Annotated in this window: 23 protein-coding genes and 1 pseudogene; 15 read left to right on the top strand and 9 right to left on the bottom strand. The window is 64.7% G+C overall.

Features of this window, described 5'->3' with window-relative positions:
* Position 1 precedes the first annotated feature (1 nt).
* Positions 2-574: a 2Fe-2S iron-sulfur cluster-binding protein gene (locus NX778_RS18060; RefSeq protein ID WP_258813171.1), complete on the bottom strand. Its 573-nt coding sequence runs from the start codon at positions 572-574 to the stop codon at positions 2-4.
* A gap of 190 nt (positions 575-764) precedes the next feature.
* On the opposite strand from NX778_RS18060, the gene NX778_RS18055 reads away from it, so the two are divergent.
* Positions 765-1,172: a hypothetical protein gene (locus NX778_RS18055; protein WP_258813170.1), complete on the top strand. Its 408-nt coding sequence runs from the start codon at positions 765-767 to the stop codon at positions 1,170-1,172.
* Between the two features lie 4 nt (positions 1,173-1,176).
* Here NX778_RS18055 and NX778_RS18050 read toward each other — a convergent pair whose 3' ends face one another.
* The 3 genes and pseudogenes from NX778_RS18050 to folE form a co-directional block, all read right to left on the bottom strand.
* Complete coding sequence (locus NX778_RS18050; protein WP_258813169.1) at positions 1,177-1,785, bottom strand: phosphatase PAP2 family protein; 609 nt, start codon at positions 1,783-1,785, stop codon at positions 1,177-1,179.
* A gap of 298 nt (positions 1,786-2,083) precedes the next feature.
* Positions 2,084-2,359, bottom strand: a pseudogene (locus NX778_RS18045) (transposase); the annotation flags it as partial.
* 71 nt (positions 2,360-2,430) lie between these two features.
* The gene (gene folE, locus NX778_RS18040) at positions 2,431-2,997 is read right to left on the bottom strand and encodes a GTP cyclohydrolase I FolE (RefSeq protein ID WP_258813168.1); all 567 of its coding nucleotides are present in this window, start codon (positions 2,995-2,997) and stop codon (positions 2,431-2,433) included.
* Between the two features lie 144 nt (positions 2,998-3,141).
* Here folE and NX778_RS18035 point away from each other — a divergent pair, with 144 nt between their 5' ends.
* Complete coding sequence (locus NX778_RS18035; RefSeq protein WP_258813167.1) at positions 3,142-3,996, top strand: hypothetical protein; 855 nt, start codon at positions 3,142-3,144, stop codon at positions 3,994-3,996.
* Here NX778_RS18035 and nudC read toward each other — a convergent pair.
* Both nudC and NX778_RS18025 read right to left on the bottom strand, forming a co-directional pair.
* Entirely contained in the window at positions 3,993-4,811 is an 819-nt protein-coding gene (gene nudC, locus NX778_RS18030; RefSeq protein WP_258813192.1) for an NAD(+) diphosphatase, read from the bottom strand. The genes NX778_RS18035 and nudC overlap by 4 nt on opposite strands.
* A gap of 53 nt (positions 4,812-4,864) precedes the next feature.
* On the bottom strand, positions 4,865-5,656 hold the full coding sequence (locus NX778_RS18025) for a DUF4142 domain-containing protein (RefSeq protein WP_258813166.1): 792 nt from the start codon (positions 5,654-5,656) through the stop codon (positions 4,865-4,867).
* Positions 5,657-5,804: 148 nt separating this feature from the next.
* Here NX778_RS18025 and NX778_RS18020 point away from each other — a divergent pair, with 148 nt between their 5' ends.
* The gene (locus NX778_RS18020; protein WP_258813165.1) at positions 5,805-6,056 is read left to right on the top strand and encodes a hypothetical protein; all 252 of its coding nucleotides are present in this window, start codon (positions 5,805-5,807) and stop codon (positions 6,054-6,056) included.
* A gap of 99 nt (positions 6,057-6,155) precedes the next feature.
* Positions 6,156-7,208 carry a glycosyltransferase family 9 protein gene (locus tag NX778_RS18015; RefSeq protein ID WP_258813164.1) on the top strand — a complete coding sequence of 351 codons (1,053 nt, stop codon included), beginning with the start codon at positions 6,156-6,158 and terminating at the stop codon, positions 7,206-7,208.
* A gap of 364 nt (positions 7,209-7,572) precedes the next feature.
* Here NX778_RS18015 and NX778_RS18010 read toward each other — a convergent pair whose 3' ends face one another.
* Together NX778_RS18010 and NX778_RS18005 are read right to left on the bottom strand one after the other, a co-directional pair.
* Positions 7,573-8,196 (bottom strand): DUF4254 domain-containing protein, encoded by a 624-nt coding sequence (locus tag NX778_RS18010; RefSeq protein WP_258813163.1) that lies wholly within the window; start codon positions 8,194-8,196, stop codon positions 7,573-7,575.
* 207 nt (positions 8,197-8,403) lie between these two features.
* Entirely contained in the window at positions 8,404-9,573 is a 1,170-nt protein-coding gene (locus NX778_RS18005; protein WP_258813162.1) for an MFS transporter, read from the bottom strand.
* A gap of 428 nt (positions 9,574-10,001) precedes the next feature.
* On the opposite strand from NX778_RS18005, the gene NX778_RS18000 reads away from it, so the two are divergent.
* From NX778_RS18000 to NX778_RS17960, 9 genes are all read left to right on the top strand, one after another.
* On the top strand, positions 10,002-11,036 hold the full coding sequence (locus tag NX778_RS18000) for a lysozyme inhibitor LprI family protein (RefSeq protein WP_258813161.1): 1,035 nt from the start codon (positions 10,002-10,004) through the stop codon (positions 11,034-11,036).
* Between the two features lie 200 nt (positions 11,037-11,236).
* On the top strand, positions 11,237-14,437 hold the full coding sequence (locus NX778_RS17995) for a DUF4214 domain-containing protein (protein WP_258813160.1): 3,201 nt from the start codon (positions 11,237-11,239) through the stop codon (positions 14,435-14,437).
* Between the two features lie 95 nt (positions 14,438-14,532).
* Positions 14,533-15,948, top strand: coding sequence for an amidohydrolase family protein (locus tag NX778_RS17990; RefSeq protein WP_258813159.1), 1,416 nt, complete (start codon positions 14,533-14,535; stop codon positions 15,946-15,948).
* A 215-nt stretch (positions 15,949-16,163) separates the two neighbouring features.
* Positions 16,164-17,195, top strand: a complete 1,032-nt coding sequence (locus tag NX778_RS17985; RefSeq protein WP_258813158.1) for a hypothetical protein — start codon at positions 16,164-16,166, stop codon at positions 17,193-17,195.
* The gene (locus NX778_RS17980; protein ID WP_258813157.1) at positions 17,192-18,145 is read left to right on the top strand and encodes a hypothetical protein; all 954 of its coding nucleotides are present in this window, start codon (positions 17,192-17,194) and stop codon (positions 18,143-18,145) included. The genes NX778_RS17985 and NX778_RS17980 overlap by 4 nt, the downstream gene beginning before the upstream one ends.
* A 10-nt stretch (positions 18,146-18,155) precedes the next feature.
* Positions 18,156-18,782 carry an LpoB-related protein gene (locus NX778_RS17975; protein WP_258813156.1) on the top strand — a complete coding sequence of 209 codons (627 nt, stop codon included), beginning with the start codon at positions 18,156-18,158 and terminating at the stop codon, positions 18,780-18,782.
* A gap of 62 nt (positions 18,783-18,844) precedes the next feature.
* Positions 18,845-20,164, top strand: coding sequence for a COG3014 family protein (locus tag NX778_RS17970; protein WP_258813155.1), 1,320 nt, complete (start codon positions 18,845-18,847; stop codon positions 20,162-20,164).
* Positions 20,165-20,189: 25 nt separating this feature from the next.
* On the top strand, positions 20,190-20,561 hold the full coding sequence (locus NX778_RS17965) for a putative periplasmic lipoprotein (protein ID WP_258813154.1): 372 nt from the start codon (positions 20,190-20,192) through the stop codon (positions 20,559-20,561).
* Positions 20,558-21,427, top strand: a complete 870-nt coding sequence (locus NX778_RS17960; protein WP_258813153.1) for a hypothetical protein — start codon at positions 20,558-20,560, stop codon at positions 21,425-21,427. The genes NX778_RS17965 and NX778_RS17960 overlap by 4 nt, the downstream gene beginning before the upstream one ends.
* Before the next feature lie 77 nt (positions 21,428-21,504).
* Here the strand turns inward: NX778_RS17960 and ssb are convergent, their stop codons facing one another.
* Positions 21,505-22,014: a single-stranded DNA-binding protein gene (ssb, locus tag NX778_RS17955; RefSeq protein ID WP_258813152.1), complete on the bottom strand. Its 510-nt coding sequence runs from the start codon at positions 22,012-22,014 to the stop codon at positions 21,505-21,507.
* Positions 22,015-22,373: 359 nt separating this feature from the next.
* On the opposite strand from ssb, the gene uvrA reads away from it, so the two are divergent.
* Together uvrA and NX778_RS17945 are read left to right on the top strand one after the other, a co-directional pair.
* Complete coding sequence (gene uvrA / locus NX778_RS17950) at positions 22,374-25,223, top strand: excinuclease ABC subunit UvrA (RefSeq protein ID WP_258813151.1); 2,850 nt, start codon at positions 22,374-22,376, stop codon at positions 25,221-25,223.
* A 280-nt stretch (positions 25,224-25,503) separates the two neighbouring features.
* The gene (locus NX778_RS17945; RefSeq protein WP_258813150.1) at positions 25,504-25,710 is read left to right on the top strand and encodes a class I lanthipeptide; all 207 of its coding nucleotides are present in this window, start codon (positions 25,504-25,506) and stop codon (positions 25,708-25,710) included.
* Positions 25,711-25,812 lie beyond the last annotated feature (102 nt).

The following is a 25,812-nucleotide window of genomic DNA, read 5'->3' as shown; positions in this document are numbered from 1 at the left end:
GTCAGCCACCGGGTGCAGCGCGCTCGACCACGCTGCGGATCGCGGCGACGATGTTGGGATAGGCGCCGCAACGGCAGATGTTGCCGCTCATGCGTTCGCGGATCTCGTCATCGCTGAGCTCGCCCATGGACAGCGCTTCGCCGCGCGTGTGCAGGCTGGCGTCGCCGCGCCGGACTTCGCCCAGCAAGGCCACCGCCGAGCACACTTGTCCCGGCGTGCAATAGCCGCACTGGAAGCCGTCGTGGTCCATGAAGGCTTGCTGCATCGCATGCGGATGGCCGTGCGCGGCCAGGCCCTCGACGGTGACGATGTCGCGGCCTTCCTGCATGATCGCGAGCGTCAGGCAGGAATTGACGCGCTCGCCGTCGATGAGTACGGTGCAGGCGCCGCACTGGCCGCGGTCGCAGCCTTTCTTGGTGCCGGTCAGTTCCAGCACTTCGCGCAACGCGTCGAGCAGGGTCACGCGCGGTTCGATCATCAGGTCGTGCAGCGCGCCGTTGATGCGCAGCGTGACTTTTTGCGGCGGCACGTAGGGCGCGGCTTCCGCTTCCAGGCTTGCTTGGTCTTCAGGCATGACAGAGCTCGTCGAATGGATGACTTGAGTCCCGTCTGGCCATCGGCTGGGCAGCGGGTTCGGCTTGCCTTTTCAGGTCCGGCGTATCATCGCGCAAATCGAAAAAGCATGGAGTCCGGCTGACGCGGCGGCGTGTGTCACGAAACACGGAAGCGTCTTATACTCGGCCATATATTCCAAGGGAAAGCGTATGCGCACCTTACTGATTCCGCTGGCCGCCTTGTGCCTGACGGGCTGCGTCGACGATGCCGCCAGCTACAGCGACGCCGATCACTCGCTGGTGGTGCATGCCGAGCAGCCCCATTTCTGGGACCGCGCGCTGAACCTGCAGCTGGTCGCTTCCAACCTTCCGGGCTGCCAGCGCCGCTATTCGCTGGGCACGATGCCGGCCGAGCGCGTCGATGTCGCGCTGTATGCGAACGGAAATGGTGTCTATACGCTGCAGGCGGGCAGCAAGCTGTGGCAGGTGGAAACGAATACCTGCACGGAACTGGCGCCGCCCGCCGCGGCGAGCGGGCAGGCGCTGGGGGCATTCCGGATGATCGGAAACAAGATGGTCTTCGTACAGGCGGGCTCGACGACGCTGGCGCTGCGCTGACGGCTTACGGGCGCAGCCAGCCGCGCGCGATCGGCGCCGCCAGCACGCGGCGATACACCGATTCCATCATCGGCACCAGGGCCGCGCTGGCGGCGATCGCCATGCGGGCCTGGAACAGCGTCGTGACGACGACCGACACCAAGAGTGCACCGAACATATCCATCGGGTAGTGGACACCCAGGAATACGCGCGCCCAGGCAACGACGACGGCCACCGGCAACAGCAGGCTGCCGATGCGGCGCGCGTTGTCGATCTGGCTGAAGGCGAGCGCCAGCGCGACGGTGAACAGGATGGTCGCATGGTCGCTGGGGAAGGAGCTGTCGGGCGCGTGGTGCAGGAAGGTGTGGCCGACGCCAGCCATGAAGGGGCGCGGGTGGAACCACAGCAGGCCGATGGTGGCGTTGACGGCCAGGGCGCCGATCGCGGCCAGGCAAGCGTGCACGGCGGCCTGGCGCTGGCGGGCGTCGCCGCCGATCCACAGGGCGGCAAGCGTGAGAGGCACCAGCAGGATCAGCCATTCCGCGGCGAAGCGCGCGCTGAGCAGTTGCCAGCCGGACAGACCGGCGGAAGCGTTGAGGGCGGAGAACAGGATGAGGTTGAGGTGCTCGAACATGGCGTATTCCGGGGGTAATGGCGAAGTGGCAAGGCTGAGCTCTAGCTTAACCCCCGCGCAGGGGCGCACCACGCGAAATCGCAACAGTGTGTTACAGCTGGGCGACACTACTAAAATAGAACGTCGTTGCCGCGGAGGGGGAACCCCATTTTCCGTGCGCACCACACCGATTAAACGTGGTGGTTTGCGCAAGAAATGGGATTCCCGCGTTCGCGGGAATGACGGCAACTAAAGTGGTGGACAGCTGCGGTCAGCGCGGCGACAGCAGCTGATGCAATCGTTCGATTTCCCTGGTCCGGCCGACCCGTTCCAGCGCGCGCTCAAGCAAGGTCTTGCCGCCTTCGCGCAGCATGGTCCACTGGGTGAAATACTCGTGCACCGTGCGCCACGGCGGGAACTCGGGCGGCATGCTGCGCCATGCGGCGCCCGAATCGAGGAAGTAGATGACCGCGTTGAACACATCGTACAGGTCGTGCTTGCGCGGACGCGTCTTGCGGCGCGCCGCCTCAAGCATGTCCCGGATGTGTTCGAACTGGTCGCGCGACAAGTCGCTCGGAAATTCTGGCCTGGCCATCTCGATCGCCTCAAATAATCCCTTGGAGGCGATCGATCCGGAACAGGTTCCCGAAGCGCGCGCGAAAACGCTCAGTCGCGGGCCAGCGACAGGAATTCGGTGCGCAGCGCCAGGTTGGGCTGCAGCTCGCCGAGCATGGCGGAGGTGATGGTTTCTTCGCCCGGAGTGCGGATGCCGCGGCTTTCCATGCACATGTGGCGGCATTTGACCACCACGCCGACGGCCTTGGGTTCGAGCACTTCCATCAGGGCATTGGCGATCTGGATCGTCATGCGTTCCTGCACCTGCAGCCGCTTGGCGAACACGTCCACGAGACGGGTCAGCTTGGACAGGCCGACAATCTTGCCGTTGGGCAGATAGCCAACCGTGGCTTTGCCGAAGAACGGCGCCAGGTGATGCTCGCAATGGCTGTAGACCGGAATGCCGCGCACCACGATCAGCTCGTTGTATTCCTCGGCGCCATCTTCGAAGGCCTTGAGAATCTCGACCGGGTCCTGGTCATAGCCGGAAGTCCAGTGCTTCCAGGCCTTGGCGACGCGCGCCGGGGTCTCGTGCAGGCCGGCGCGGTTCGGGTCTTCACCCAGACTCGACAGAAGGCGGCGCCAGTCGCTCTCGGTAAAGGCTTCTTTATCGGACATAAACAACCTTAAATTTTTCGATTGCCGTCAGTATATAGAAAATGCGTCGGATCGACCGGCCGCGCCAAAGTTTGATCCAGCCAAACTCGGGCATTTACCGAATGCGCTAGCGTTGTTTTTCGTCTGCCCACGAGGAGAACAATCATGCTCGGGAGTACTGTCCTGGAAGTCGCGATCGGTCTCAGTTTCTGTTTCGGCTCGGTCGCCCTGATCGTCACCACCCTGCAGGAAGCGCTGGCGTCGATCTTCCGTTTGCGCGCCAACACCCTGCTGGCCGGCATCAAGACCATGCTCAACGATCCCGATTTCAGCCGGCTGGCGCAGGCGGTCTACACGCATCCGCTGGTCAACCCGCATGGCGGCGCCGACCACGAACAAGATCTCAAGGCCAAGCCCTCGTACATCGAACCGCTACACTTCGCGATCGCGCTGATGGACAGCATCCAGAAGAACGGGCCGGCGACCTACGAGGCGCTGGGCGCCGCCATCGAGTCGATCCCGGACCCGCAGGTCAAGCGCGCCATGCAAGGCTTGTACCGCCGCGCGGCCGACCTGCAGCAATTCCAGCGCCTCGTCGCCGGTTGGTTCGACAACGCCATGCAGCGCATGTCCGGCGCCTACAAGCGCAAGCAACTGCTGATTTCCTTCCTCCTGTCGCTGCTGCTGGCGGTATTCCTCAATATCGACAGCATCCACCTGTTCCGCACGCTATGGCTGCACCCGGCGCTGGCCGCGCACATCAGCGGCGCGCCCGGCGCGCTGGACCAGGCCACGGTCGACGCGCTGATGGCGCTGCCGATCGGCTGGGAGAAATTCCCGCCGGTGCTGGGGTCGGAATTCCTGCTTCAAGTTTCCGGCTGGCTGGTGACGGCGTGCACCACGCTGTTCGGCGCCCCGTTCTGGTTCGACATGCTGCAGCGCGCCGTGCAGATGCGCGGCACCGGCAGCAAGCCGGCCGAATCCACCGAGACGCAGCCGGTGGCCTTGCCGGCGACCTAGCGGCCCGGAGGCCGGTGCGCGTCCACCAGCACGCTCGACACCGAGATGTGCGGCACGCGCTCCGGCCACTCGTCGTCCGGCCCGAACCAGCGCGCCTCGGACAGCTCGTTCGGGTCGACGCGGATCTCGCCGCTTTCGTAGTCGGCGGTGAAGGCGATCATCAGCGAATGCGGGAAAGGCCAGGCCTGGCTGCCGAAGTAGCGCAGGTTGCTGACCTTCAGGCCGACTTCCTCGTACACCTCGCGGTGCACCGCTTCCTCGATCGATTCGCCCGCTTCCAGGAAGCCGGCAAGCGGGGTGAAGCGCTTGGACGGTGAGTTCACGTGCATCGCCATCAGGTAGGCGTCGCCTTTGCGGATCAGCACCATCATCGCCGGCGAAATGCGCGGGTAGGCCATGTGGCCGCACACGGTGCAGGTGAAACAGCGTTCGCTCCTGGCCTGGCTGGTGGCGCTGCCGCAGGCGCCGCAGAAACGGTGGGTGCGCGCCCACTCCGCGACCTGCGCGGCGCGACCCGCCACCCCTGCCAGCGGCGCATCGAGCGTCCAGAGCGCGGAACGCAGGGTCTGCCAGGCATAGCCCGGGGGCGCGGCATCGCCGTCGAGCCATGCGGTCTGGACATAGCGCCCGTCCAACAGGCCGACCGGCTGCAGCCGCGAGGGATCGACATCCATCGAAGACACGGTTCCCAGGCCCGGCACGGCCAGGTCGGCCTCGCGCAGTAGCAGTTTGCCTTGGTGGAAAAGGAAGGTCAGCGGGTCATCGTGCTCCTGCCTTGTGATCAGCGGGATGAAACTGGCGGGCGTGTGCAGCATCGTCGTGGCATCGGGTGGAGATGCCACGATGATACCCCTTCCTGCTGCAGGGCTCAGCGCTTGGCCAGTTTCTTGCCGAGATCATGGGCGGCCTTGAGGTGTTTGGCGAGCGCGGCGCCCTGCTTCTTCGCCATGGCCGCGATCTCGCGGTCGGACTGGTCCTCGGCGTAATGACGGAACACCTTGGTGTCGCGCTCGTGCACATCGATGTTGTACTGGATCCAGCGCTGCTCGAAATCGCGGCCGGACAGGGCCGACAGCTCGTCCACCGTCATCTCCTGCTCGGGTCGGATCGCCCGTGGCACTTCGAGCTGCTTTTCGCCAGCCAATTGCTCCAGCTCGTGGCCCATGCGGCCGTGTTCGTCGATCATCGATTGCGCGAACTTCTTCACGTCCGGGTTCTGCGAACGTTCGATGGCCAGTTCGCAGATCTGGATCTCGGCCATCGCGTCCTGCATTGCCTCGATCAGGAATTCGTTGCCGCCGGTATAGCGCGGCTGTCCGGGATGCGCCGTTCCATGGCTGGCTTTGCGCGCCTCCTCCTTGTGCGTAGCCTCGTCCTTGGGCGCGGCTTCATCCTTGGCGCCGCGATGCTCGCCATGCTGGCGCGTGGCGCGCGCCTGCCGGGCAGGCCCGGCGCCCGTCACCTCGTCCGGCAAGCGGCCAAAGGCCTGGCTGACGTCGGCAGGCGTCTGGAAATCTTCGTCGGGCAATTGCTCGATTGACTGGCAGACGTTTTCGTCCGCACCCATGCTCTTCGCCTTCGCCAGCAGCGCCTCCTTGGATGCCGGGTAGTCGACGCCCTTCAGGTACTTCTGGATCTGGATCGGATTGACGTGAGCCATGATGTCCTCCCTTCGGAAACCACTTCTGACCTCGTTTTCACGCACAGGTTTCGCCGCGATGCACGCGATCGCCTTGAACTAAGTTGAACTCAGCCTGCTCAAAGGGTAGCTGAACCGCTGCATCGCGCGTGAACCCTGGGAGACGGCGATGGACTACGGGCTGGCCGAAATTGCCGGGACAGCCAGCTCATATCGCTGGAGCGACGATTACCTCGGGCCTGAGCCAAGGCTGCAGGAAATCGAAGCGGCGCTTGCGAGCTGCGACGACCTGGTGGTCGAACGCCTGCGCGGGCGCAGCACGCTGTGCGAGCGCATGCTCGACTTGCATGGTGGCCACGCCCGACCGTGCCCAACTGGGCAATATGTGCGTGGATGGCGTCGCCGCGGTCTGGCATGGTAGGCCGTACGCGCAGTTCCGGGCCCGGCTCTCATCTGCCGTCCCACCCGCGGTCTGCTCCGGCTGTGCAATTTATCGCGGGACATTCTGATGGAGGAAACCGTGAACCGCCGTCCACTCCTGCACCGGCTCGATGTCCGCTCCGTCGCGGTGTTCCGCGCCCTGCAGCTGGGTGACATGCTGTGCGCCGTGCCGGCCCTGCGTGCGCTGCGCTGCGCGGCGCCGGAAGCGCACACCATCCTGGTCGGGCTGCCGTGGGCCAGCCAGTTCGCGCGCCGCTTTCACCACTACATCGACGAATTCATCGCCTTCCCCGGCCACCCCATGCTGCCGGAACAGCAGGTGCGCCATGCGGCGCTGCCAGGTTTCTATGCGGACGTATGCAGCCGCAAGCTGTCGCTCGCAATCCAGTTGCATGGCAGCGGCGACATCAGCAACGAAATTGTGACCGGCTTCGGTGCCGCGACGATGGCGGGCTGCACGCGCGGCGCCACGGTGTGCAGCGAAACCACGACCCTTCTGCCTTTCCCGGAATCCGGCGCCGAACCGGAGCGGCTGCTCGCAATCATGGCCGAACTGGGCGCCGACCGCATGGGTGACTATCTGGAGTTTCCGCTCACGCCGGCCGACGAGCAGGAACTGGCGGACAGCGGCGTCGCCGCCAGGCTGGCACCGGGCCGCTACATCTGCATTCATCCAGGGGCGAGCCATCGCGACAAATGCTGGCCGGCGCGGCGCTTCGCGGAAGTGGCCGACCAGTTGGCGGCGGAGTTTGGCCTCGACATCGTGCTCACCGGCTCCGCGTCGGAAGTGGGACTGGCAGCGCAAGTTGCCTCGCATATGCGCGCCCCGGCCATCAACGCAGCCGCGCCGATCTCGGTCGGCGCCATGGCCTGCCTGATGCGGCGCGCTCGCCTGCTGGTGTGCAACGACACCGGGGTATCGCACATCGCCGCCGGGCTACAGCTGAAGAGCGTGGTCATCTTCAGCAAGGCCGACATCGCACGCTGGTCGCCGCTCGACCGCCACAGTCATCGCTGCATCTGGGACCCGGACGCCGAGCGTGCCGCCGTGGTCCTGGATCACGCCCGTGCGCTGCTTTCGGGCACCGAGCCCGACAACCAACGCGCGACCGGCATGTGGCCATATTGGTGAAGTCCGAATTGGGCGATGCGCCGGCGAACGGCATCATGTGCTCGCTGCGATCGGTCCGCGCCGGCACGCGGGTGGAACACGGCACATATCGCAGCGGCGGTTCAGGAACCTCGTTGAAGTACATCCGCCAAGGTTCGCCCCCCTTGGCGGCATGCGGCGCAGCAGCCCCACCAGGTGCCCACGTGCGCACAGGTAGCGCATCACGGCCTGCACCTCGGCGCTGACGCAGGCATCGGCGCGGACCGACTGGTCGGAAATGACGATACGCAGCGGGCCCACCGTCTGCGCGCCCAACCCGTCAGCGTCACCGCCAGCGCCGCGGCGCGGTCGCAGGTTGGCACCAGCACATCGATAGGGAAGCTGGTCACGGTACAGTCCCACCGGCGCCCGCGCCGTCCGGCCCGTAAAGATAGGGATTGAGCGACGCGTCGTTGTACATCTTGAACTGGCGATAGACCTTGAAATAGGTCTCTCCCGAGCGTGCCTCGCGCAGCAGGCGGTCGAGACAAGCCGCGAGGTCGGCGCGCTGCGCTTCCAATCGTTCCAGCTTCGCGCCGCACAACTGCACATGGGCCTGCCCGGCCGGCGCACGCTGCGACTGCAGGCGCATGTGGTGGACCTTCAGCGCCAGGATCGACAGCCGGTCGATCATGGCGCCCGCAGTTTCGCTGGAAAGACGCGCCCCGCCGCGCAGGCGCACATGCGCGAGCTCGGCCAGGATCGCTTCGTCGATGGCCTCGACCGCATCGTTGCGCTGCTGGTTGTGGCCATCGATGCGGCGCTTGCCGTCGGCGATGTCGGCGGCCGGCACATCGCGGCGGCGCACCCGGTCTTCTTCTTGCCACAGCTGGCAGTTGCAGCGGTGGTTGGCCGCGATGGGCCGCCACGCGGCGGCCAGGTCCGCCGAGGGTGGCTGGGGCCAGCCGGGCCGTGCGAGTTCCCGGTCGTGAAACCGCACGATAGACCACGCGTCGAGCATGCTGTGCATCTGCGCCTCCTGAGTTTCGCGTTTGCGAAAGCCAGTGTTTGAGACTGCTGGGCTGCAGAAGTTCGCCGCCGGCCGCGTGACACATTTGGCGCAGCGCAAACGGCTGCATCTGGTGTCTCGTACGATGGCGCACAGGTCGACAGAGACGAGTGCAGATATAAAAACGGCGCCCTATCGGCGCCGCCGATCGAGGAGATGCCGGGATGATTACTTCAGCAACGGCGAGCGCTTGGCCACCCAGGCGATCGCCAGCGCCAGCACCGCGATCCAGCTGATCGCCGCCTGCATGCCCAGGCCCTGCGCGATGGCGCCGATCGCGGGCGGGCCCATCAGGCTGCCGGTGTACGCCATGCTGGCAACGCCGGCCAGCGCTGCCGGGCCTTGCGCGCCGGCCGCCGAGAACACGAAGGGGAACACCAGCGACAGGCCGAGGCCGGCGACAGCGAAGCCGCCCAGCGCGAACACGGCATTCGGCGACAGCACGGCGAAGAACAGGCCGGCCGCCGCGAGCGCGGCACCGCTGCTGACCAGCTGCTTGGCGCCATGACGCGCCTTCAGGCGGTCACCGGCCATGCGGGACGTCAGCATCATGACCGAAAACGCCGACAGGGCGAGCGGCGCCAGGCCATCGGTGGCGTGGAAGTGTTCGCGCAGGAACACGCCGCTCCAGTCGGCGATGCTGCCTTCCGCCATCGAGCCGAGGAAGCCGATCGCGCCCAGCAGCGCCAGCGGGCCACGCGGCAGCGCGAACTTCTTCTTCTCGACCTGCTCGCACGCATCGCTCACATCCAGCATCTGGTATGCCGCCCACAGCAGCAGGGCCAGCGGACCGGCCAGCATCAGGAAGTGCGTGCCCGGCGCGATGTGCAGGCTCGCCATGAGGCTACCCAGCGTTGCGCCCGCCAGGCCGCCGGCGCAGCCCAGGCCATGCAGCTTGGACAGTTCCGACTTGCCAGTCTCCTTCTCGCGCCTGGTCGCGGCCGAGTTCACCGCGACGTCGAAGGTCGAGGCGGTGATGCCAAGCATCAGCACCGACAGCATCAGGCGCGGGACGGTCGGCGCGATGCCGATTGACACCAGGTCGGCCAGCAGGGCAAGCCCGGCGATCAGGAGCGTCTTGCGCGCGCCATAGTTGCCCATCAGCCAGGACGAGATCGGGTAGGAAACGACAGCGCCGAGGCCGCCGCACAGCAGCACCATGGACAGTGCAGCGTGCGAGACGTGCACGCCGGCGGCGAGCGCCGGGATGCGGCCAGCCCACGAGCCCATGATCAGGCCGAACAGGATGAACAGCAGCGGCAGGGCGAAATCCTGGGCTTGGACTTGGGAAATCGAAAGACGCTGGGTCGAGGTAGGGGAAGAAGGAAGAGTTTGCATTGATCCAGATAAGCGGTTGAGGATGCCAGGCTGGCGTTCTTTTCCAGGGAGGTCGTTGGTTCGCGGAGGTGTTGGCCAACGCTCCCGTACTGACGACTTCTGCCCATAAAAGTCTGCTAACAGGGCCCAAAAAGCGAAACGCCAACCGAAGTGGTTGGCGTCAGGAATCATTTACGGGTGGAATTTTAGACCCGTTTTCGGCCTCTGTGTTTTTCCGATCGGAAAAAATTTTCCTGTATTGCGAAGCTTGCAGCGGATGTAATCGGCCAGTCACGAACACCATCCATTCCGCAGACAATCGCCCTCCCAGCAATAAATCACAAGCAATTGCGCCACCTCACCGCGCCCGCATCCTCCCTGCGGTAGCGTTCAATTTTCCGTCCGGAATTTGCCCGGCCACAAGCGCGGGCGCATTGAAGGAGATCGCCATGGCTAACTCCACCACTATTCGCAGGGCGCTGCCGCTCGCCATTCTTCCCGCCGTGCTGCTGTGCGGCACGGCCTTCGCCCATCCCTACCCCTACCTGCTCGGCGCCAAGACCGACCGGTCCGCCCTGGCCGAGGTGAACCTGCAGTGCCAGCGCGTGCGCTACCAGCGGGTGCCCAGCCAGGACCAGCCGCACCGCGCCGCGCCCGCCCGCTGCGACGCCAGCGCGCTCTACTACACGGCGCTGGCGCGCAAAACCACTTCCGACGCTGACTGGCAAGCGGTGCGCGACTGCGCGTTTGCGACCGGCGACAATGCCGTGCTGATGATGCTCTATGCCAACGGCGACGGCGTCGCGCCCAACCTCGGCCTGGCGATGCGCTTCGCCTGCAGCAGCCCGGGCTCCGTCACGGAAATGAGAAGCCGGCTATTGAAACTGGTCCAGCGCGGCGGGCGCGACCGCGTCGACCGCTGCGAAGAAGCGCCGGGCGCCAGCGGATGCGCAGCGCTACGCGAGCGCCGCCTGGCCAAGTCCCGTGCCGACGAGCTCGGCGGGCTCGCGCGCGGCTGGGCCCCGAAAGAACAAGTCGGCTTCGACATGGCCCTGCAGGCTGCGCGCTATTTCGCCCAGCACCGTCGCGACAACGAGACGGATACGTCGAGCGTCGCGCACGCCCGCGTGCAAGCCGAGGTGGAATCCGCCGAACTGGACCGGTTCGAACAGGACGTCGAAGACTTCCAGCAAGGCAAGCTGCCGCGTTTCTCGGAGGCGGAGTTCGCGGCCCTGGACGCGAAGATGAACGACACCTACCGCCAGTTCATGCAGGCCGCGCCAGTGCCCGATTCCTACCTCGGCAACATCCGCAAAGCCGGCGTCGAAAAGACGCAGCGTGCCTGGCTGGCCTACCGCGACGCGATGGAACTGTTCACCTCGATCAAATACCCCGCCATGCCCTCGTCCGGCCTGCGCGCCCTGCTGACCACGCGCCGCCTCCAGCAGCTCACGGAACTGGATAACGCCATCCTCGGCAAATAGCTCCGCAACCCGGCAGGCAGCTCTGTTGCGGCAGGGCTGCTCGTCGCCTCCTTGCATCGGCAAATGTTGTCTCTTGTGCAAAAAGTTGCTCCGGTGCTATCCTCAGGCATCGCCACCGCGCCTGCCTGAACATGCCAACGACGCCAACCATTGCTGTCTACTATCGGGATTCGACGCTTCGCTACAGCCGCGGAGACGTCATGTGGGGACTCGCCGACCCCGGCACTACCGTGCAGTTGTGGAGCAAGGGCGCCTTACTGGGGTCGTTCACTGTCAGGGCGACGGACGGCCTGTGGAACACCCCCACCGGCTTCGCTCTTCCCGACGGCAGCTACTACATTACCGCCGTCAGCATTGACGCGGCAGGAAACCAGTCGGCCGCTGCCGCCCTCGCCTTCAGCGTCGACAACACGGCGCCGGCGCCGCCCACCATCCAGCTCGATGATCCGGGCAGCACCAATGGCCTCGCAGCCCGCTTTTCGGGAAGCGCGCAGCCCGGGTCGACCCTCGAACTAACCATCGGCCAGGCGAACCAGATCACGACCACGGTGGACTTCAACGGTCATTGGTCCACCAACACCATCGTTCCGGATGGCCATTACAACATCACGGCGACCGCCCGCGACGAGGCCGGCAACGTGTCGACCGCCTCGACACTGGTATTCGACCGCACGCCGGACGACTTCGGCAACGACGCCAGCCACGCTGCCCCGTTTGCGGTGGACAGCACCATATCCGGCGCGATCAACTTCCTGCGTGACGTGGACTGGTTCAAGCTCAACCTCGAAGAGCTGACCACCTACACCCTGTCCCTTAAGGCCGCGAAGAGCGGTGGCGGAACACTACCGTGGGTCAATGGCAACAGCTCCGCCGTATTCCAGTTGTGGGATCCGCAGGCAAACGATGGCGCCGGTCAATTCGTCTTCATCTACGGATTTGCCAGCAATGACGCCGATGAGGTCATCTCCTTGTCGCCCAGCCATAGCGGCACCTACTACGTGCTGATCGGCGCTCCCGACCAGGTAGGAAGCTATTCTCTTCAGCTCGCCACATTCTCCCACGACGACTTCTACTCCGATCGCGCGCGCGCCGCGACGATCGGAGCCGGCGTAACCAGCTCAGGCCGCTTTGATTTCAGTGGCGACCTGGACATGTTCAAGGTCAAGTTGAATGCCGGCGTCACCTATCAGGTCGACCTCGCCGGCGGGCCGACGCTGGACAGCATGTCCTCGGTCGGCCTTGAACTGACCGACGCCGCCAACAGCATGCGCGTGTGGAGTACGATCAGCGGACAGCACGCGCTCGCCACGATTGCGCCGGCCGCGACGGGCGACTTCTATATCGCGGTCAGCTACAGCGGATTCAAGCTGGGCAGCTACCAGCTGAACATCGCGCCGGTGGCCGACGACTTTGGCGCCAGTCCAGGCAACAGCGGCACCCTCGCAATCGGTTCCGCCGTGCAGGGAAAGATCGACGTGGCCGGCGACCTGGACTGGTTTGCGGTCAACCTGCAGGCCGGCACCTCCTACACCTTCCAGCTCGACCAGGGCAGCGCAGGCGCGTACGCCACCCTTTACGTGCACGACGCGTCCGGCGCTCGGCTCAATCCCTGGGCCGCGCAATATGACCACGGCCGCCTGCTGACCTGGACGCCGGACCAGAGTGGCACCTACTACCTCGACGTCGGAAACTACGACCGCGCCACTCCCTACGTGCTGCAGGCACGGGCGGCCGACATCGACGATCACGGCGCCACCGCGGCGACGGCCGGCCTGATTGCGCCCGCCCAGACCATATCCGGCAGGCTCGAAACGCCCTACGACGTTGACTGGTACAAGATTACGGCGAAAGCCAACGCCGCCTACAGCTTCGTGTTCCAGCCCCAGGCGGAAGGCTTGAGCAGCTACGTCGCCTCCGGCACCCTCAACATTGTGGACAGCTCAGGACGCGTGATCAGCAGCGGCCTGTACTTTGACGGCGCAAGAACCTTGACCTGGCAAGCCGCCGCGGCCGGCGACTATTACGTGGCGGTCTCCGCATATGACGCAGTCTTCTCGTACACGATCGCCGCGTCGATGAACGACCAGGACATTTACAGCGGCGACACGAACACCTCCGGTACCCTCAGCCCCGGAGGCGTGGTCCGTAGCGCCATCGACTTCGCCGGCGACACGGACTGGTTCAAGGTCGACCTGGAGGCAGGCCAACGGTACAGCTTCCAGCTGACGGGGGCGGTCGAAGGCGGCGGCACGCTGGCCGCCCCCGAGCTGAGGCTTTACAATGCAAGCAAGAGCGTATTGTGGACAATCGGCGGAAGCAGCTACAACGATCCCTACACGAGCTACACGCCTACCGTATCGGGAACTTACTACCTCCAGGTCCGCCCCGACTACACCGGCGCGGCGTCCACCGGCAGCTATACGCTCAAGGAGGCCAGCGCGACTGTCCCAATCGCCGACACCACGCCGCCCGTGGCACTGGCGCTATCCGCCCCTGAATCCGCGGGAAGCAATCCGCAGGCAGACCATCTCTACATCCACTTCAGCGAAGCCATCCAGCTCGGCACCGGTGCGATCACGCTGCGGCTGGCCAGTGGTCAGCTGGTCGAGACTTTTGATGCGGCAACGAGCAGCCGTTTGTCAGTCCCGGGAGACTTTGCCATCGCAATCGATCCTTCCGCGCCGCTCGCATATGGCACAAGCTATCGGATCGAGCTCGACGCGACGGCCGTGAAAGACAAGGCCGGCCTGGCGCTCGCCGCGCCGTTCAGTACGGGCTTCGTGACCGTCGACCAACCCCTGAACCAGACCGGCGGCGTAGGCAACGATATTTTCCACAGCTCGAACAATTCGGACACCTTCGACGGCGGGCCCGGCCTGGACACGGTGGTCTACCACACCAGTTCGTCGGGCTACACGATGTACTTCGACGGCCACGACATCAATGTCGCAAAGGGCGAGCTCGACACACTCCACAATATCGAGCGTGTCCTGTTCAATGACCGCGCCATCGCCTTCGACCTCGATGGCGCGGCCGGCCAGGCCTACCGCCTGTACCGCGCGAGCTTCGACCGCGTGCCGGACACAGCAGGCCTGGGCTACTGGATCGCCCAGATGGACAAAGGCATGAGCCTGCACGACGTGGCCCAGCAATTCATCGCCAGCGCCGAATTCAAGACCCTGTTCGGCGCCGCGCCCTCCGACGCGGCCTTTGTCACCGCCTTGTACGGCAACGTCCTCCACCGCCAGCCCGACCAGGCCGGCGCGGATTACTGGACCGCCGTGCTGGCGAAGGGCGCCGACCGTACCGATGTGCTGGTCGAGTTCAGCACCAGCGCGGAAAACCAGGCCGCCGTCGTGGGCCAGATCAGCCAGGGGATCAGCTACCTGCCATTTCACTGAGCCCTCGCCCGAGCGAAAAATGTCGAATGGTAAAATCGCCGGCCGTCCGCGCTGCCGGCACGGCTCCCTTCACCCGCTTCATGAATTGGCATTCCATGTCCAGTCTTCGCCCGCTCGCCTTTCTCTTCGGACTCCTGTTTTCGACGGCCCAAGCGGCCCAGCCCGCGCAGGCTGACCTGCTGATCCGCCATGCGCGCGTGATCGACGTTGCGCATGCCCGCATCCTCGACAATCAGGCCGTCGCCGTGCGCGGCCAGGACATCGTCGCCAGCGGCACCGATGCCGGCGGCCGCTACCTGCTGCCCGGCCTGTGGGACATGCACGTCCACTTCGGCGGCGGTCCCGAACTGATCGAAGAGAACAAGGCGCTGCTGCCGCTGTATGTGGCCAATGGCATCACTACCGTGCGCGACGCTTCCGGCGACCTGCCGGAGCAAGTGCTGTCCTGGCGCGCCGACATCGCCGCGGGCCGCCTGTTCGGGCCGCAGCTGTTCAGCTCGGGCGCCAAGATCGAAGGCATCAAGCCGGTCTGGAAAGGCACCGTTGAAGTAGGCAGCCGCGCCGACGTCGACGCCGCGCTGGACCGCCTGCAGAACCGCGACAAGGTCGATTTCGTCAAGATCACCGACAGCACGCTCGAGCCGCAACTGTTCCTGTACGCGGTATCCCAAGCCAAGGCGCGCCACATGCGCACCTCGGGCCACATCCCGATGGCGCTGACGGTGCACCAGGCCGTCGAGGCCGGCATCAGCTCGATCGAGCACCTCGACTATGCTTACAATGCCGGCGTGCGCGATGGCGACCGGATCGCCGCCGACTTTGGCGCCGGCCGCATCACCCGTGCCGAAGCCAGCGCCCGTCTCTACAAAGGATTCGACCCGGAAGTGGCGATGGCCTCGTACCGCGAGCTGGCGCAACGCGGCGTGTTCGTGACCCCGACCCTGAACGGTAGCCGCATCCTCGCCAACCTCGACAATGAGCAGCACGACAAGGATGACTACCTGGCCTACATCGGCCCGGGGCTGCGCCAGACCTACCAGTGGCGCATCGAACGCGCGGCCAAGGCCACGCCCGAGCAAATCGCGGCGCGCCACGCCCATTTCGAGCAAGTCGCGGCGGTGCTGCCGATGCTGCAACAGGCCGGCGTGACCATCATGGCCGGCACCGATGCCGGTTTCCTCAATTCTTTCAACTACCCCGGCGTCGGCCTGCACGATGAGCTGGCCCTGTTCGTCAAGCTTGGCCTGACGCCGGCGCAGGCGCTGTCTACGGCGACCCGTTCGGGCCCGGCCTGGTTCGGCAAGCTCGATCGCTACGGCGCCGTGGAAAAGGGCAAGGCCGCCGACTTGCTGCTGGTCGATCACAACCCGCTGGAAAATATCGGCGCACTGCGCGAGATCCACGCCGTGGTGCTGCGCGGCCAGCTGCAGGACCGTTCCGCGCTGGACGCTCTGCTGGCGCAAACCCGCGCCAAGGTCGCCGCCTGGAACGCGGCCGCACCCAAGCCCTGATCGCGTCATCCCGACGAAAAGCCCCACCTGACCCGGTGGGGCTTTTTGCTTTATGAGGCGACAAAACAATTGGATGCCGTGTCACACAACCTTTTTTCGTCGTTCTTCTGCAACTGGCAATCTCAAAAATTTGTCGTTATTGAAATGTTGAAGGTAGTATTGACGCATATGCATCCGTAGAGCAACAAATTCATTACGACAACAGAAGGGTCGCCATGTTCCGAAACACGCTGCTGCTCAGCTTGGCCATTGCGGCCCCAGCTTTGGCCAGGGATTATCCCAACCTGTCCAATCCCGACCTCAAGCAATATTTCGCCCGCTACGAGAAAGACCGCGTCGAGTTTGCCGACCCAGCCAAGTTCAACGTCCCCAATCCCGCGCCCGCCTGGCCGTGCGAACTCAGCGACGAGGAAAAGACCATGCTCGCCGGGACCATGGCCGCCAATCCCGAGTTCGCCAAGAAAATGGAAAAAGAGTCCCGCAAGACGATGCGCGAGATGGGATTTACCCCTCCGGGTAAAGGCTCCACCACCTACAGCAATGTCGTCCAGGCGATGTTCAGCGGCCAGTGTGTCAACGGCAAAGTGGAAGGCCCGGTCGAGGTCCTTGGCGGGTTCGTCATCGAAAATAAGACCGATCTCACCATTCCCATGGGCGAAAAAGTCGTGCACGCATCGTCGAAGTCCACGACGGACTTGAAGATGCGCCAGCATTACTACGCCACCGACAACAAGATGGATCTCAGCAAGGAGCATGTGACCTACTCGCTGACGAACGGGAAATCGGAGATGCATTACGACGACCCGACCATGGAATCGATGGCAAACAAAACGGCGCCAAAGCTGGCGCCCATGTTATCGATCAGTTATTACAGGCCGGATGGCATTACTGTCACGATGGGCGAGGTTGACTCCGTGACGATGAGCAAAGGCTTCCTGGCGCCGAGCATCAACACGACCAAGGAAATTCAGGTCACGGTGCAGACCAAGCTGCCAGACGACGTCATCATGACGGAGTCTTACACCGGCAAATACCTGACCACCAAAAGCTATATGAAGAACTACAAGCTGCAGGGGCCGCAAGTGATGTACGCGGAAGACTTTGCCAAGAAACTCGGGCAGCCGCCAATGCCTGGTGGTATCGGTGAGCAGCGCCAGCTGGTGGTCGACGGCCGCGACATGATCGAGACCACCATCTGCTGGCAGGAAGGCAAGCAAGTGAAGATGACGCCGTGCCCGGCGCCATGAGAATCGCACGACTGCTGGCATTGCCGCTGCTGCTGGTCGCCACCAGCGCGGCGGCGCTCAATGTCAACGATCCCAACCGCTTCACCTGCAAGCAGGGCGACTGCGTCAACGGCCAGGGCACGGCCTGGGACATGATTCTCAGCGTCGCGATGAAGGGCGTGTTCCGCAATGGACAGACCATTCCGGGCGAAACCTATACGCTGACCGTGCCGCGGGCCCCGGGCAAGACCTATCGCCAGGTCTACGGCGCCAACGGCCTGCTGGCGGAGGGCGACATGCCGCGCACGCTGGGAGGGATGGGCGATGCCATCCCCTACTTCAGCGGCGAATACCAGACCATCCGCCATGCCTTCATGCGCGACAACGTCGCCGTCATCAAGCGCGGCGTCTACTACACCGGCATCGGAATCGAGTACCGCGGCCGCTTCGAATACCTGGCGGCGCGCTCCGGCATCCACAGCGGCATAGCATCCGGTTTTTACATCTTCTTCGGCGACAAGATCGATACGGAAGAGGATGAAAAGGAGACCGGCCTGTTCATCAGCGACGAAATCCTGGCGGCCACGCCGGTTCGCTTCATCAAGGCGACACCGTCCTACCTGGCCCACCTGCAGCGCCAATACCTGCAGGAGCTGGAGCTGGCCAAGGCCGATTTTGCCGAGAAGGATGCCGAGAAAAAGTGGCGCACCGCGCTGGCTATCATCGGCCGCGTCAGCATGGCCCTGGCCGGCGGCGGCGTCGGCGGCAATGGCGGCGGCGGTGGCGGCCTGGGCGGAGATATCGCGATGAACATCGTGTCCGGCCTGATGGACAGCGGATCGAGCGGCGTCAATGTGCAAGACCTGGCGCTGCAAACGGTCGGTTCGCTCGTGACCGGCGACAAGAAGCTGGGCAGCGCGCTCGGCAAGGCCATCAGCGAAGGCCTGGAAGACGGCAATTCACTCAAATGAAGGAAAACCCATGAATTACACCTGGAAGAAATTCGGCGTGCTCGCCGCGGCCGTCCTGTGCGCTTGCGAGACTCCTCAACCGCCTCCCAGCCGCCCCGTGACCTACCAGGACGTGTCATCGGTGGGCAAGGTGGCGGGCGTGGGTGTCGAGAGCCAGGACATCGTCACCGTATCCGACGTCATGGTGCGCGACCTGCTCGCGGATCCCGAGGTAATGAAGATGCCGCGCGTGCCGCGCATCATTATCGACGCCGAATACCTGAAGAACGACAGCACCCAGCGCCTGAATAAAAACCTCATCGTCGACCGCCTGCGCATCAACCTGCAGCGCGCTTCCCGAGGCAAGCTCAGTTTCCTGTCGCGCGAGTCGGCAGCGATGGTCAACGCCGAGCGCGAATTGAAGCGCGAAGGCGTCACCGACGCCGGCACCACCGGCTTGACCAAGGCCCAGGCTGGCGCCGACTACCGCCTGATCGGCCACATCAGCACACTCGATTCCCGCAGCACCTCGACCGGCACGGTCGAGCGCTACACGCAGCTGTCGTTCGAACTGATTGACCTGGAAACCGGTGTCAGCCTGTGGGCCAACCAGTACGAAATGAAAAAAGGCGGACTCGACGACGCCGTCTACCGTTAAGGCCGCCAGTGCTGCGCGGAGTGCGCCAGGGATGCTGTTTGGCGCTGCTGATAGCGGGAGTCGTGTGCGCTGAACCTGTGCCGGCGCCCGGATACTTGCAGGCGCTGGTGGCCGGCGTTCCGGGTGACGACGCGGCGGCGCTGCTCGCGCCCTGGCTGCGCAAGGATGCCGCGGAAGGCCTCCGCAACCGGGTGTTGAACGCGATGGAGGCCGGCAGCCGCGCGCTGGCCGCAGGCTATCTGGAACATGCCGAACTGCTGCTGGCCGAAGCGCAGCGCCAGATCGAAACCATCTACGCCGACAACCCGGCCGCGCAGGCCGCGCGCAGCAAGTTCGTGCCGGAGGCCACCAAGGACTTCAAGGGCGATCCCTACGAACGGGCGATGGTCGGCTACTACCTCGGCCTGATCGACCTGTCCAAGGGCGACTTCGACAATGCCAGGGCCGGCTTCCGCTTCGCGCAGTTGCAGGACACCATGTCGGCATCCGAGGAGTACCAGGATGATATGGCCGTCATGGCGTATCTGGTCGGCTGGACGTATTGGTGCGAAGGTCGGACCAGCAATGCGCAAGAAGAATTCGCGCGCGCCCAAGCGATCCGGCCACAACTGAAGGCGCCGCAGAAAGGCCAGAACCTGCTGCTGATCGCGGAATTTGGCAACGCACCGCAAAAGTCTTCCAGTGGCGCCTACGGGGAGCTGCTTTCCTACAAGCCGGGCGCGGACAGTCCCGTGCATCAGGCTGCGTTTGCGCTGGGGCCGCAACAGATCGCGGCGACGGAAGCGGAGGATGTGTATTTTCAGGCATCCACCCGCGGCGGGTCGGTCGTCGAAACCATCCGCGCCGGCAAGGCCAGCTTCCGCCATGACGCGGATGCCGTCTCCGATACGTCTGCTGCCCTCGCCAAAGGAGCGGTGCAAGGCGCGGCGCTCACGGCGGCTGCGGGAAAAAAACAAGCGACCAAAACCATGCTCGGGGTGGCTGTTGGCGCAGGCCTGGTCAGTGCGGTATCGGGCAAGATTGCCGACGCCACCCAAACGGCAGCCGACACGCGCGCCTGGAGCAGTCTCCCGGCCGAGATCCACCTGGCGACAGCCACCCGGGTCGCGGGAGCCGCGCCGGTCGCCGGTTTTTTCGGCGTCGACGGCCAGCCGCTGTACGGCCAGGCGATGGTAGCAGGCGGGAATGCGGTGTGCGGTATCGCCTACGCGCGTCATCAAAGCGGCGCCGTCAGTCTGGCGGGCGGGCCGGCCTGGAAAGCCCTGCCGGCGCTGGCATCCGCCCCCAAACCGGTGCAGCGCGCCAGCCCCACGCTGCCGACCATTTCGAACGAAGGCGAAGCGTTGCTGGACATGGTGCGCCAGACCCGCGACGGCAAGTGAATACATTGAAGATAGGAGAGACCTCATGAAGATCAAATCCCTGCTCGCCACGATGATCCTGGCCTGCCTGGCTGCTTGTGCGGGGCCCGCTCCGATGCCCGCAGGCGTAACCATGATTAATCCGGTACGCCTGCAAAGCCTGATCGAAGCCGAACCGATGCAAACGTCCCCGACCGGAACCGGCACCTTGCGTGCCACGCTGGCCGTGCGCAACCGTTCGAAAGCGAAGCTGATGATCGAAGGTCGCGCCATTTTTGAAGGGGCGCGCGGCCAGGAGAATCCGACCGGCTGGCAGCACGTCTTCATCGAACGCGATTCTCAGGCCATGCTGCAATTCTCGTCGCTGGGCACGGATGCCCGCAGTGCGAGGATCGAACTGCGCGAGGCGCAGCAATGAAGCGGGCGCTGTTGCTATCTTTCGTATTGGCGGCGCCGGCGCTGGCACAGGACGGACCTTATCGCGCGAATCAGCCGCCGGTGCTGCAAGGCCAGGCCGACACGATGGCGCAAGCCCGCAAGGCGCAGCAACTCGCACTCTCCGATTACCAGGCTGCCTACCGCCGTGCGGGAGCACCGAAGTTCCTGATGATGTGGCACCGTGAACTCAGCGACAGAATCAGTTCGGCGCGCGAGATCCAGGCCACGCAAGCGCGTAGCGGCCCGTCCCCGCGCAATAACTTCGAACAGCTCATCACCATCCGCTGGCAGGATGGCTCCGAACGCGCGGTATCCTTGCTGGCGCCGGAGCAGAATGCGGAATTCGAAACCGGCTTTCACCAGGCCTTGCGTGCCGGCGGCACCGTGCTGGTCGACCGCAACACAGCAATTCGCATGACCGCGCTGGCCAAGAGCAAACAGGGAGCGCGCGAGGAAGACATGAATTTCCAGTCGGTGGAGGCAAGCGCGCTGGCCGACTACGCACAGTATTTCATCGAGGTCCGCTTGCTGCCTGCTGCCGCGAGCGGCCGTTCCGAGGCGCGCGTGACGGTGATCGGCAGCCGTACCGGGGAAATCCTGGCCGACGTGATGAGCAACGATGGAGCGGCGCCGGCGGTGCGCCCCGGCACGCCTGCGGAACTCGGCTACATCCCGCGAGCGCAGGCGACGGCCGCGGAGCCGGGCGCCTGGACCACCGACGAGCACGGCTTTGCGCGCCGCGCCGCCGCACCGCGCTCCGCCCGCGACGAAGGTCAGGCCGCGGCGCAGGTCGTGATGCGTGCCTTGGCCGAAGCATGGAGCAGCGCGGCGCCTGCGGCACACTAGCCCGGCGTTGGTAAAGAAAAGGCCCGCATCCTCTGGCGAATGCGGGCCTGAATCATCAAAAACTGGCTTGGTACGAATTAGAACGGGATATCGTCGTCCATATCCGAGAAGTTCGGAGCCGGGCGCTGCTGTTGCTGCGGCGCCGGGCGCTGCTGCTGCGGGGCCGGAGCCTGGCGCTGCGGCGGTGCCGAACGCTGGGGCGGCGCATCGTAGCCGCCTTCATCCATGCCCATGTCGCCGCCGCCCATGCCCTGGCGCCCGCCCAGCATCTGCATGTTCTCGGCGATGATGTCGGTGGCGTAACGCTCGATGCCGTCCTTGTCGGTGTACTTGCGGGTCTGCAGGCGGCCTTCGACGTAAACCGACGAGCCCTTCTTCAGGTACTGCCCGACGATCTCGGCCAGGCGGCCGAAGAAGGAGATGCGGTGCCACTCGGTCAGCTCTTTCTGCTCGCCGGTGTTGCGGTCCTTGGAACGGTATGAAGTCGCCACCGCGATGTTCGCGATTGCGTCGCCGCTCGGCATGTAGCGGATTTCCGGGTCGCGGCCCAGGTTGCCGACGATGATGACCTTGTTGACGGATGCCATTGCTTTTCTCCTCGGTTGTATCCCTGACTCTGCACTTGACTAAGCGTCAGGGTGGTTAATGTAGCGCGCTATTATTGCCTGCACGGCCATGCCGCGCAAATGGTTTTTGTCGCGCGCGGCACAGGCCTGGCGTCAGATCCGCGCAGCCGAATTTAGTGCAAAAAAGGCATCATTTCCTTGCGCTTGCCCAAGCCTGCAGGGAGCGCCGATTTTTTTCACCCCGCCTGATGCTTTTGCCATTGGAAAGCCCGGGCCGCGCACCATCTGGAACGGACTCGCAAAATGACGAGCGAGAAAAAAACCAGCTATAGTAATGGGTTCTCCGTCCTGGCCCGCTCATCGAAAGCCTGCAAATATCAATGGAAGAAATTCGCATTCGCGGTGCGCGCACGCACAACCTCAAGAACATCAATCTCGACCTGCCGCGCAATAAGCTGATCGTGATTACCGGCCTGTCCGGCTCGGGCAAGTCCTCGCTCGCCTTCGACACCCTGTACGCCGAAGGCCAGCGCCGCTACGTCGAGTCGCTGTCTGCCTACGCGCGCCAGTTCCTGCAGCTGATGGAGAAGCCCGACGTCGACCTGATCGAGGGCCTGTCGCCCGCGATCTCGATCGAGCAGAAGGCCACGTCGCATAACCCGCGCTCGACCGTCGGCACCGTCACTGAAATCCACGACTACCTGCGCCTGCTGTACGCGCGCGTCGGCACGCCCTACTGCCCGGACCACCCGGAAGAGCCGCTGGCCGCGCAGACCGTGTCGCAGATGGTCGACGCCGTGCTGGCCATGCCGGAAGGGACCAAGCTGATGATCCTGGCGCCGGTGGTGGCCAACCGCAAGGGCGAGCACGGCGACCTGTTCGCCACTATGCAGGCGCAGGGCTTCGTGCGCTTCCGCGTGCAGAGCGGCGTCAACGACGCGCGCATCTACGAAGTGGACGAGCTGCCCAAGCTGAAGAAGACCGAGAAGCACACCATCGACGTCGTGATCGACCGCGTGAAGGTCAACCCGGAGATCAAGCAGCGCCTCGCCGAAAGCTTCGAGACCGCGCTGCGCCTGGCCGACGGCCGCGCCATCGCGCTCGAAATGGACGGCGCGAAGGAGCACATCTTCTCGAACAAATTCGCGTGCAACGTCTGCGGCTACTCGCTGCAGGAACTGGAGCCGCGCCTGTTCTCCTTCAATAACCCGATGGGCGCTTGCCAGGAATGCGATGGCCTCGGCCACATCGAGTTCTTCGACCCCAAGCGCATCGTCGCCTTCCCCAACCTGTCGCTCGCTTCGGGCGCGGTGAAGGGCTGGGACCGGCGCAACCAGTTCTACTTCCAGATGCTGCAAAGCCTGGCCACGCACTACGGCTTCGACCTCGACGATCCGTTCGAGAAGCTGCCCAAGCAGGCGCAGGAAGTGATCCTGTTCGGCTCCGGGAAGACCGCCGTGCCTTTCGCCTACGTGAACGAGCGTGGCCGCACCGTGGTGCGCGAGCACACCTTCGAAGGCGTGGTCAACAACCTGCAGCGCCGCTACCGCGAGACCGATTCGATGGCGGTGAAGGAGGAGCTGGCCAAGTTCATCAACGAGAAGGAATGCCCGTCGTGCGGCGGCGCGCGCCTGCGCACCGAAGCGCGCTATGTGAAGATCGGCAGCGGCGAGCAGCAGCGCGCGATCTACGAAGTGTCCGACAAGCCCCTGCGCGACTGCCTCGACTACTTCGACACGCTCGAACTCACCGGCGCCAAGAAGGACATCGCCGAGCGCGTGATCAAGGAGATCGTGTCGCGCCTGAAGTTCCTGAATAACGTCGGCCTCGACTACCTCTCGCTCGACCGCAGCGCCGACACCCTGTCCGGCGGCGAGGCCCAGCGCATCAGGCTCGCCTCGCAGATCGGCTCCGGCCTGACCGGCGTGATGTACGTGCTGGACGAGCCCTCGATCGGCCTGCACCAGCGCGACAACGACCGCCTGATCGCCACGCTCAAGCACCTGCGCGACATCGGCAACAGCGTGCTGGTGGTGGAGCACGACGAGGACGCGATCCGCACCGCCGACTACGTGGTCGACATGGGCCCGGGCGCGGGCGTGCACGGCGGCGAAGTGATCGCCGAGGGCACGGTCAAGGACATCATGAAGAACAAGAAGTCGCTGACTGCGGCTTATTTGTCCGGCGCGCGCAAGATCGAGGTGCCGAAGAAGCGCACCAAGGCCGACGAGAACCGCCAGCTGGTGATCACCGGCGCCAAGGGGAACAACCTGAAGAACGTCAGCCTGACGCTGCCGGTGGGCCTGCTCACCTGCGTGACCGGCGTGTCGGGCTCGGGCAAGTCGACGCTGGTGAACGACACTCTGTACCCGTCGCTGTCGCGCCACCTGTACGGCTCCCAGACCGAACCGGCGCCGCACGACGCGATCGCCGGCCTGGAGCACTTCGACAAGGTGATCTCGGTCGACCAGGCGCCGATCGGCCGCACGCCGCGTTCGAACCCGGCCACCTACACCGGCGTGTTCACGCCGATCCGCGACCTGTTCGCGACGGTGCCGACCGCGAAGGAACGCGGCTACTCGGCGGGCCGGTTCTCGTTCAACGTCAAGGGCGGCCGCTGCGAAGCCTGCCAGGGCGATGGCGTGATCAAGGTCGAGATGCACTTCCTGCCGGACGTGTACGTGCCCTGCGACGTCTGCCACGGCAAGCGCTACAACCGCGAGACGCTCGAAGTGCACTACAAGGGCAAGAACATCACCGAAGTGCTGGACATGACGGTGGAGGACGCGCACGAGTTCTTCAAGGCGGTCCCGGTCATCGCGCGCAAGCTGCACACCCTGCTCGACGTCGGCCTCGGCTACATCAAGCTGGGCCAGAGCGCGACCACGCTGTCGGGCGGCGAGGCGCAGCGCGTCAAGCTGTCGCTGGAACTGTCCAAGCGCGACACCGGCCGCACCCTGTACATCCTGGACGAGCCGACCACCGGCCTGCACTTCGCCGACATCGACCTGCTGCTGAAGGTGATCCACCGCCTGCGCGACCAGGGCAACACGCTGGTCATCATCGAGCACAACCTCGACGTGATCAAGACCGCCGACTGGATCGTCGACCTCGGCCCGGAAGGCGGCGCCGGCGGCGGCACCATCGTCGCCAGCGGCACGCCGGAACAGGTGGCGGCGAACAAGGCCAGCGTCACCGGCAAGTACCTCAAGCCGCTGCTCAAGCAGTAAGCCGCAGCGTCCACGCGACCAGGGCAGGCCCACCACGGCCTGCCTTTTTTTTGGAACAAAGGTGGTGATTTGTAAACGAAAGCTGCAATTTTGTCAACTATTTGTGCAGTCAGTATTCGAGGTCGAGGCGACTTGGGAGACTGCTTATGCGGCTTGCAAGCGAAGTGACATCGTCCTCTCCAGGGAACACTTCTGCTGGATGTTGCTTCTTCTGAAGCTGGGTAAGGACAGCCAACCGGCTGCCCCAATTTGGGCTCATCCTGAAGGGAAGAAGAACAAAATGGCTAAGAAAATCCAACTGCACAAGCAAACGCTGCGCGTCCTCTCCGCCGACGAAATGGAAGCGGTCTCCGGCGGCGCGCTGCCAGCTACCCAGGGCTGCCTTTCGGTGAACTGCATCACCGACGATCCCTCGTCGACCACCACGACAAGCACGACCGCGACCGCGCTGCCGGCCACCCAGGGCTGCCTGTCGGTGAACTGCTGAGCGGCCAACCGAACGCCTGTTGAAGGCGTACCCGGCGGGAATCCCTTCCTGCCTCTGCATGGCGCGGCCTCAAAAGGGCCGCGCCACCGACTGGAGCTACGC

The organism is Massilia terrae, from assembly GCF_024753145.1.
Classification (GTDB): domain Bacteria; phylum Pseudomonadota; class Gammaproteobacteria; order Burkholderiales; family Burkholderiaceae_D; genus Telluria; species Telluria terrae.
Note: the sequence above shows the minus strand (reverse complement) of the source record. Positions and strands in the feature narration are given on the sequence as shown.

Bases quoted from the DNA above. Each gene is read 5' to 3' on its own strand.
- NX778_RS18060 (WP_258813171.1), bottom strand. From the start codon at position 574: ATGCCTGAAGACCAAGCAAGCCTGGAAGCGGAAGCCGCGCCCTACGTG.
- NX778_RS18055 (WP_258813170.1), top strand. From the start codon at position 765: ATGCGCACCTTACTGATTCCGCTGGCCGCCTTGTGCCTGACGGGCTGC.
- NX778_RS18050 (WP_258813169.1), bottom strand. From the start codon at position 1,785: ATGTTCGAGCACCTCAACCTCATCCTGTTCTCCGCCCTCAACGCTTCC.
- folE (WP_258813168.1), bottom strand. From the start codon at position 2,997: ATGTCCGATAAAGAAGCCTTTACCGAGAGCGACTGGCGCCGCCTTCTG.
- NX778_RS18035 (WP_258813167.1), top strand. From the start codon at position 3,142: ATGCTCGGGAGTACTGTCCTGGAAGTCGCGATCGGTCTCAGTTTCTGT.
- nudC (WP_258813192.1), bottom strand. From the start codon at position 4,811: ATGCTGCACACGCCCGCCAGTTTCATCCCGCTGATCACAAGGCAGGAG.
- NX778_RS18025 (WP_258813166.1), bottom strand. From the start codon at position 5,656: ATGGCTCACGTCAATCCGATCCAGATCCAGAAGTACCTGAAGGGCGTC.
- NX778_RS18020 (WP_258813165.1), top strand. From the start codon at position 5,805: ATGGACTACGGGCTGGCCGAAATTGCCGGGACAGCCAGCTCATATCGC.
- NX778_RS18010 (WP_258813163.1), bottom strand. From the start codon at position 8,196: ATGCACAGCATGCTCGACGCGTGGTCTATCGTGCGGTTTCACGACCGG.
- NX778_RS18005 (WP_258813162.1), bottom strand. From the start codon at position 9,573: ATGCAAACTCTTCCTTCTTCCCCTACCTCGACCCAGCGTCTTTCGATT.
- NX778_RS18000 (WP_258813161.1), top strand. From the start codon at position 10,002: ATGGCTAACTCCACCACTATTCGCAGGGCGCTGCCGCTCGCCATTCTT.
- NX778_RS17995 (WP_258813160.1), top strand. From the start codon at position 11,237: ATGTGGGGACTCGCCGACCCCGGCACTACCGTGCAGTTGTGGAGCAAG.
- NX778_RS17990 (WP_258813159.1), top strand. From the start codon at position 14,533: ATGTCCAGTCTTCGCCCGCTCGCCTTTCTCTTCGGACTCCTGTTTTCG.
- NX778_RS17985 (WP_258813158.1), top strand. From the start codon at position 16,164: ATGTTCCGAAACACGCTGCTGCTCAGCTTGGCCATTGCGGCCCCAGCT.
- NX778_RS17980 (WP_258813157.1), top strand. From the start codon at position 17,192: ATGAGAATCGCACGACTGCTGGCATTGCCGCTGCTGCTGGTCGCCACC.
- NX778_RS17975 (WP_258813156.1), top strand. From the start codon at position 18,156: ATGAATTACACCTGGAAGAAATTCGGCGTGCTCGCCGCGGCCGTCCTG.
- NX778_RS17965 (WP_258813154.1), top strand. From the start codon at position 20,190: ATGAAGATCAAATCCCTGCTCGCCACGATGATCCTGGCCTGCCTGGCT.
- NX778_RS17960 (WP_258813153.1), top strand. From the start codon at position 20,558: ATGAAGCGGGCGCTGTTGCTATCTTTCGTATTGGCGGCGCCGGCGCTG.
- ssb (WP_258813152.1), bottom strand. From the start codon at position 22,014: ATGGCATCCGTCAACAAGGTCATCATCGTCGGCAACCTGGGCCGCGAC.
- uvrA (WP_258813151.1), top strand. From the start codon at position 22,374: ATGGAAGAAATTCGCATTCGCGGTGCGCGCACGCACAACCTCAAGAAC.
- NX778_RS17945 (WP_258813150.1), top strand. From the start codon at position 25,504: ATGGCTAAGAAAATCCAACTGCACAAGCAAACGCTGCGCGTCCTCTCC.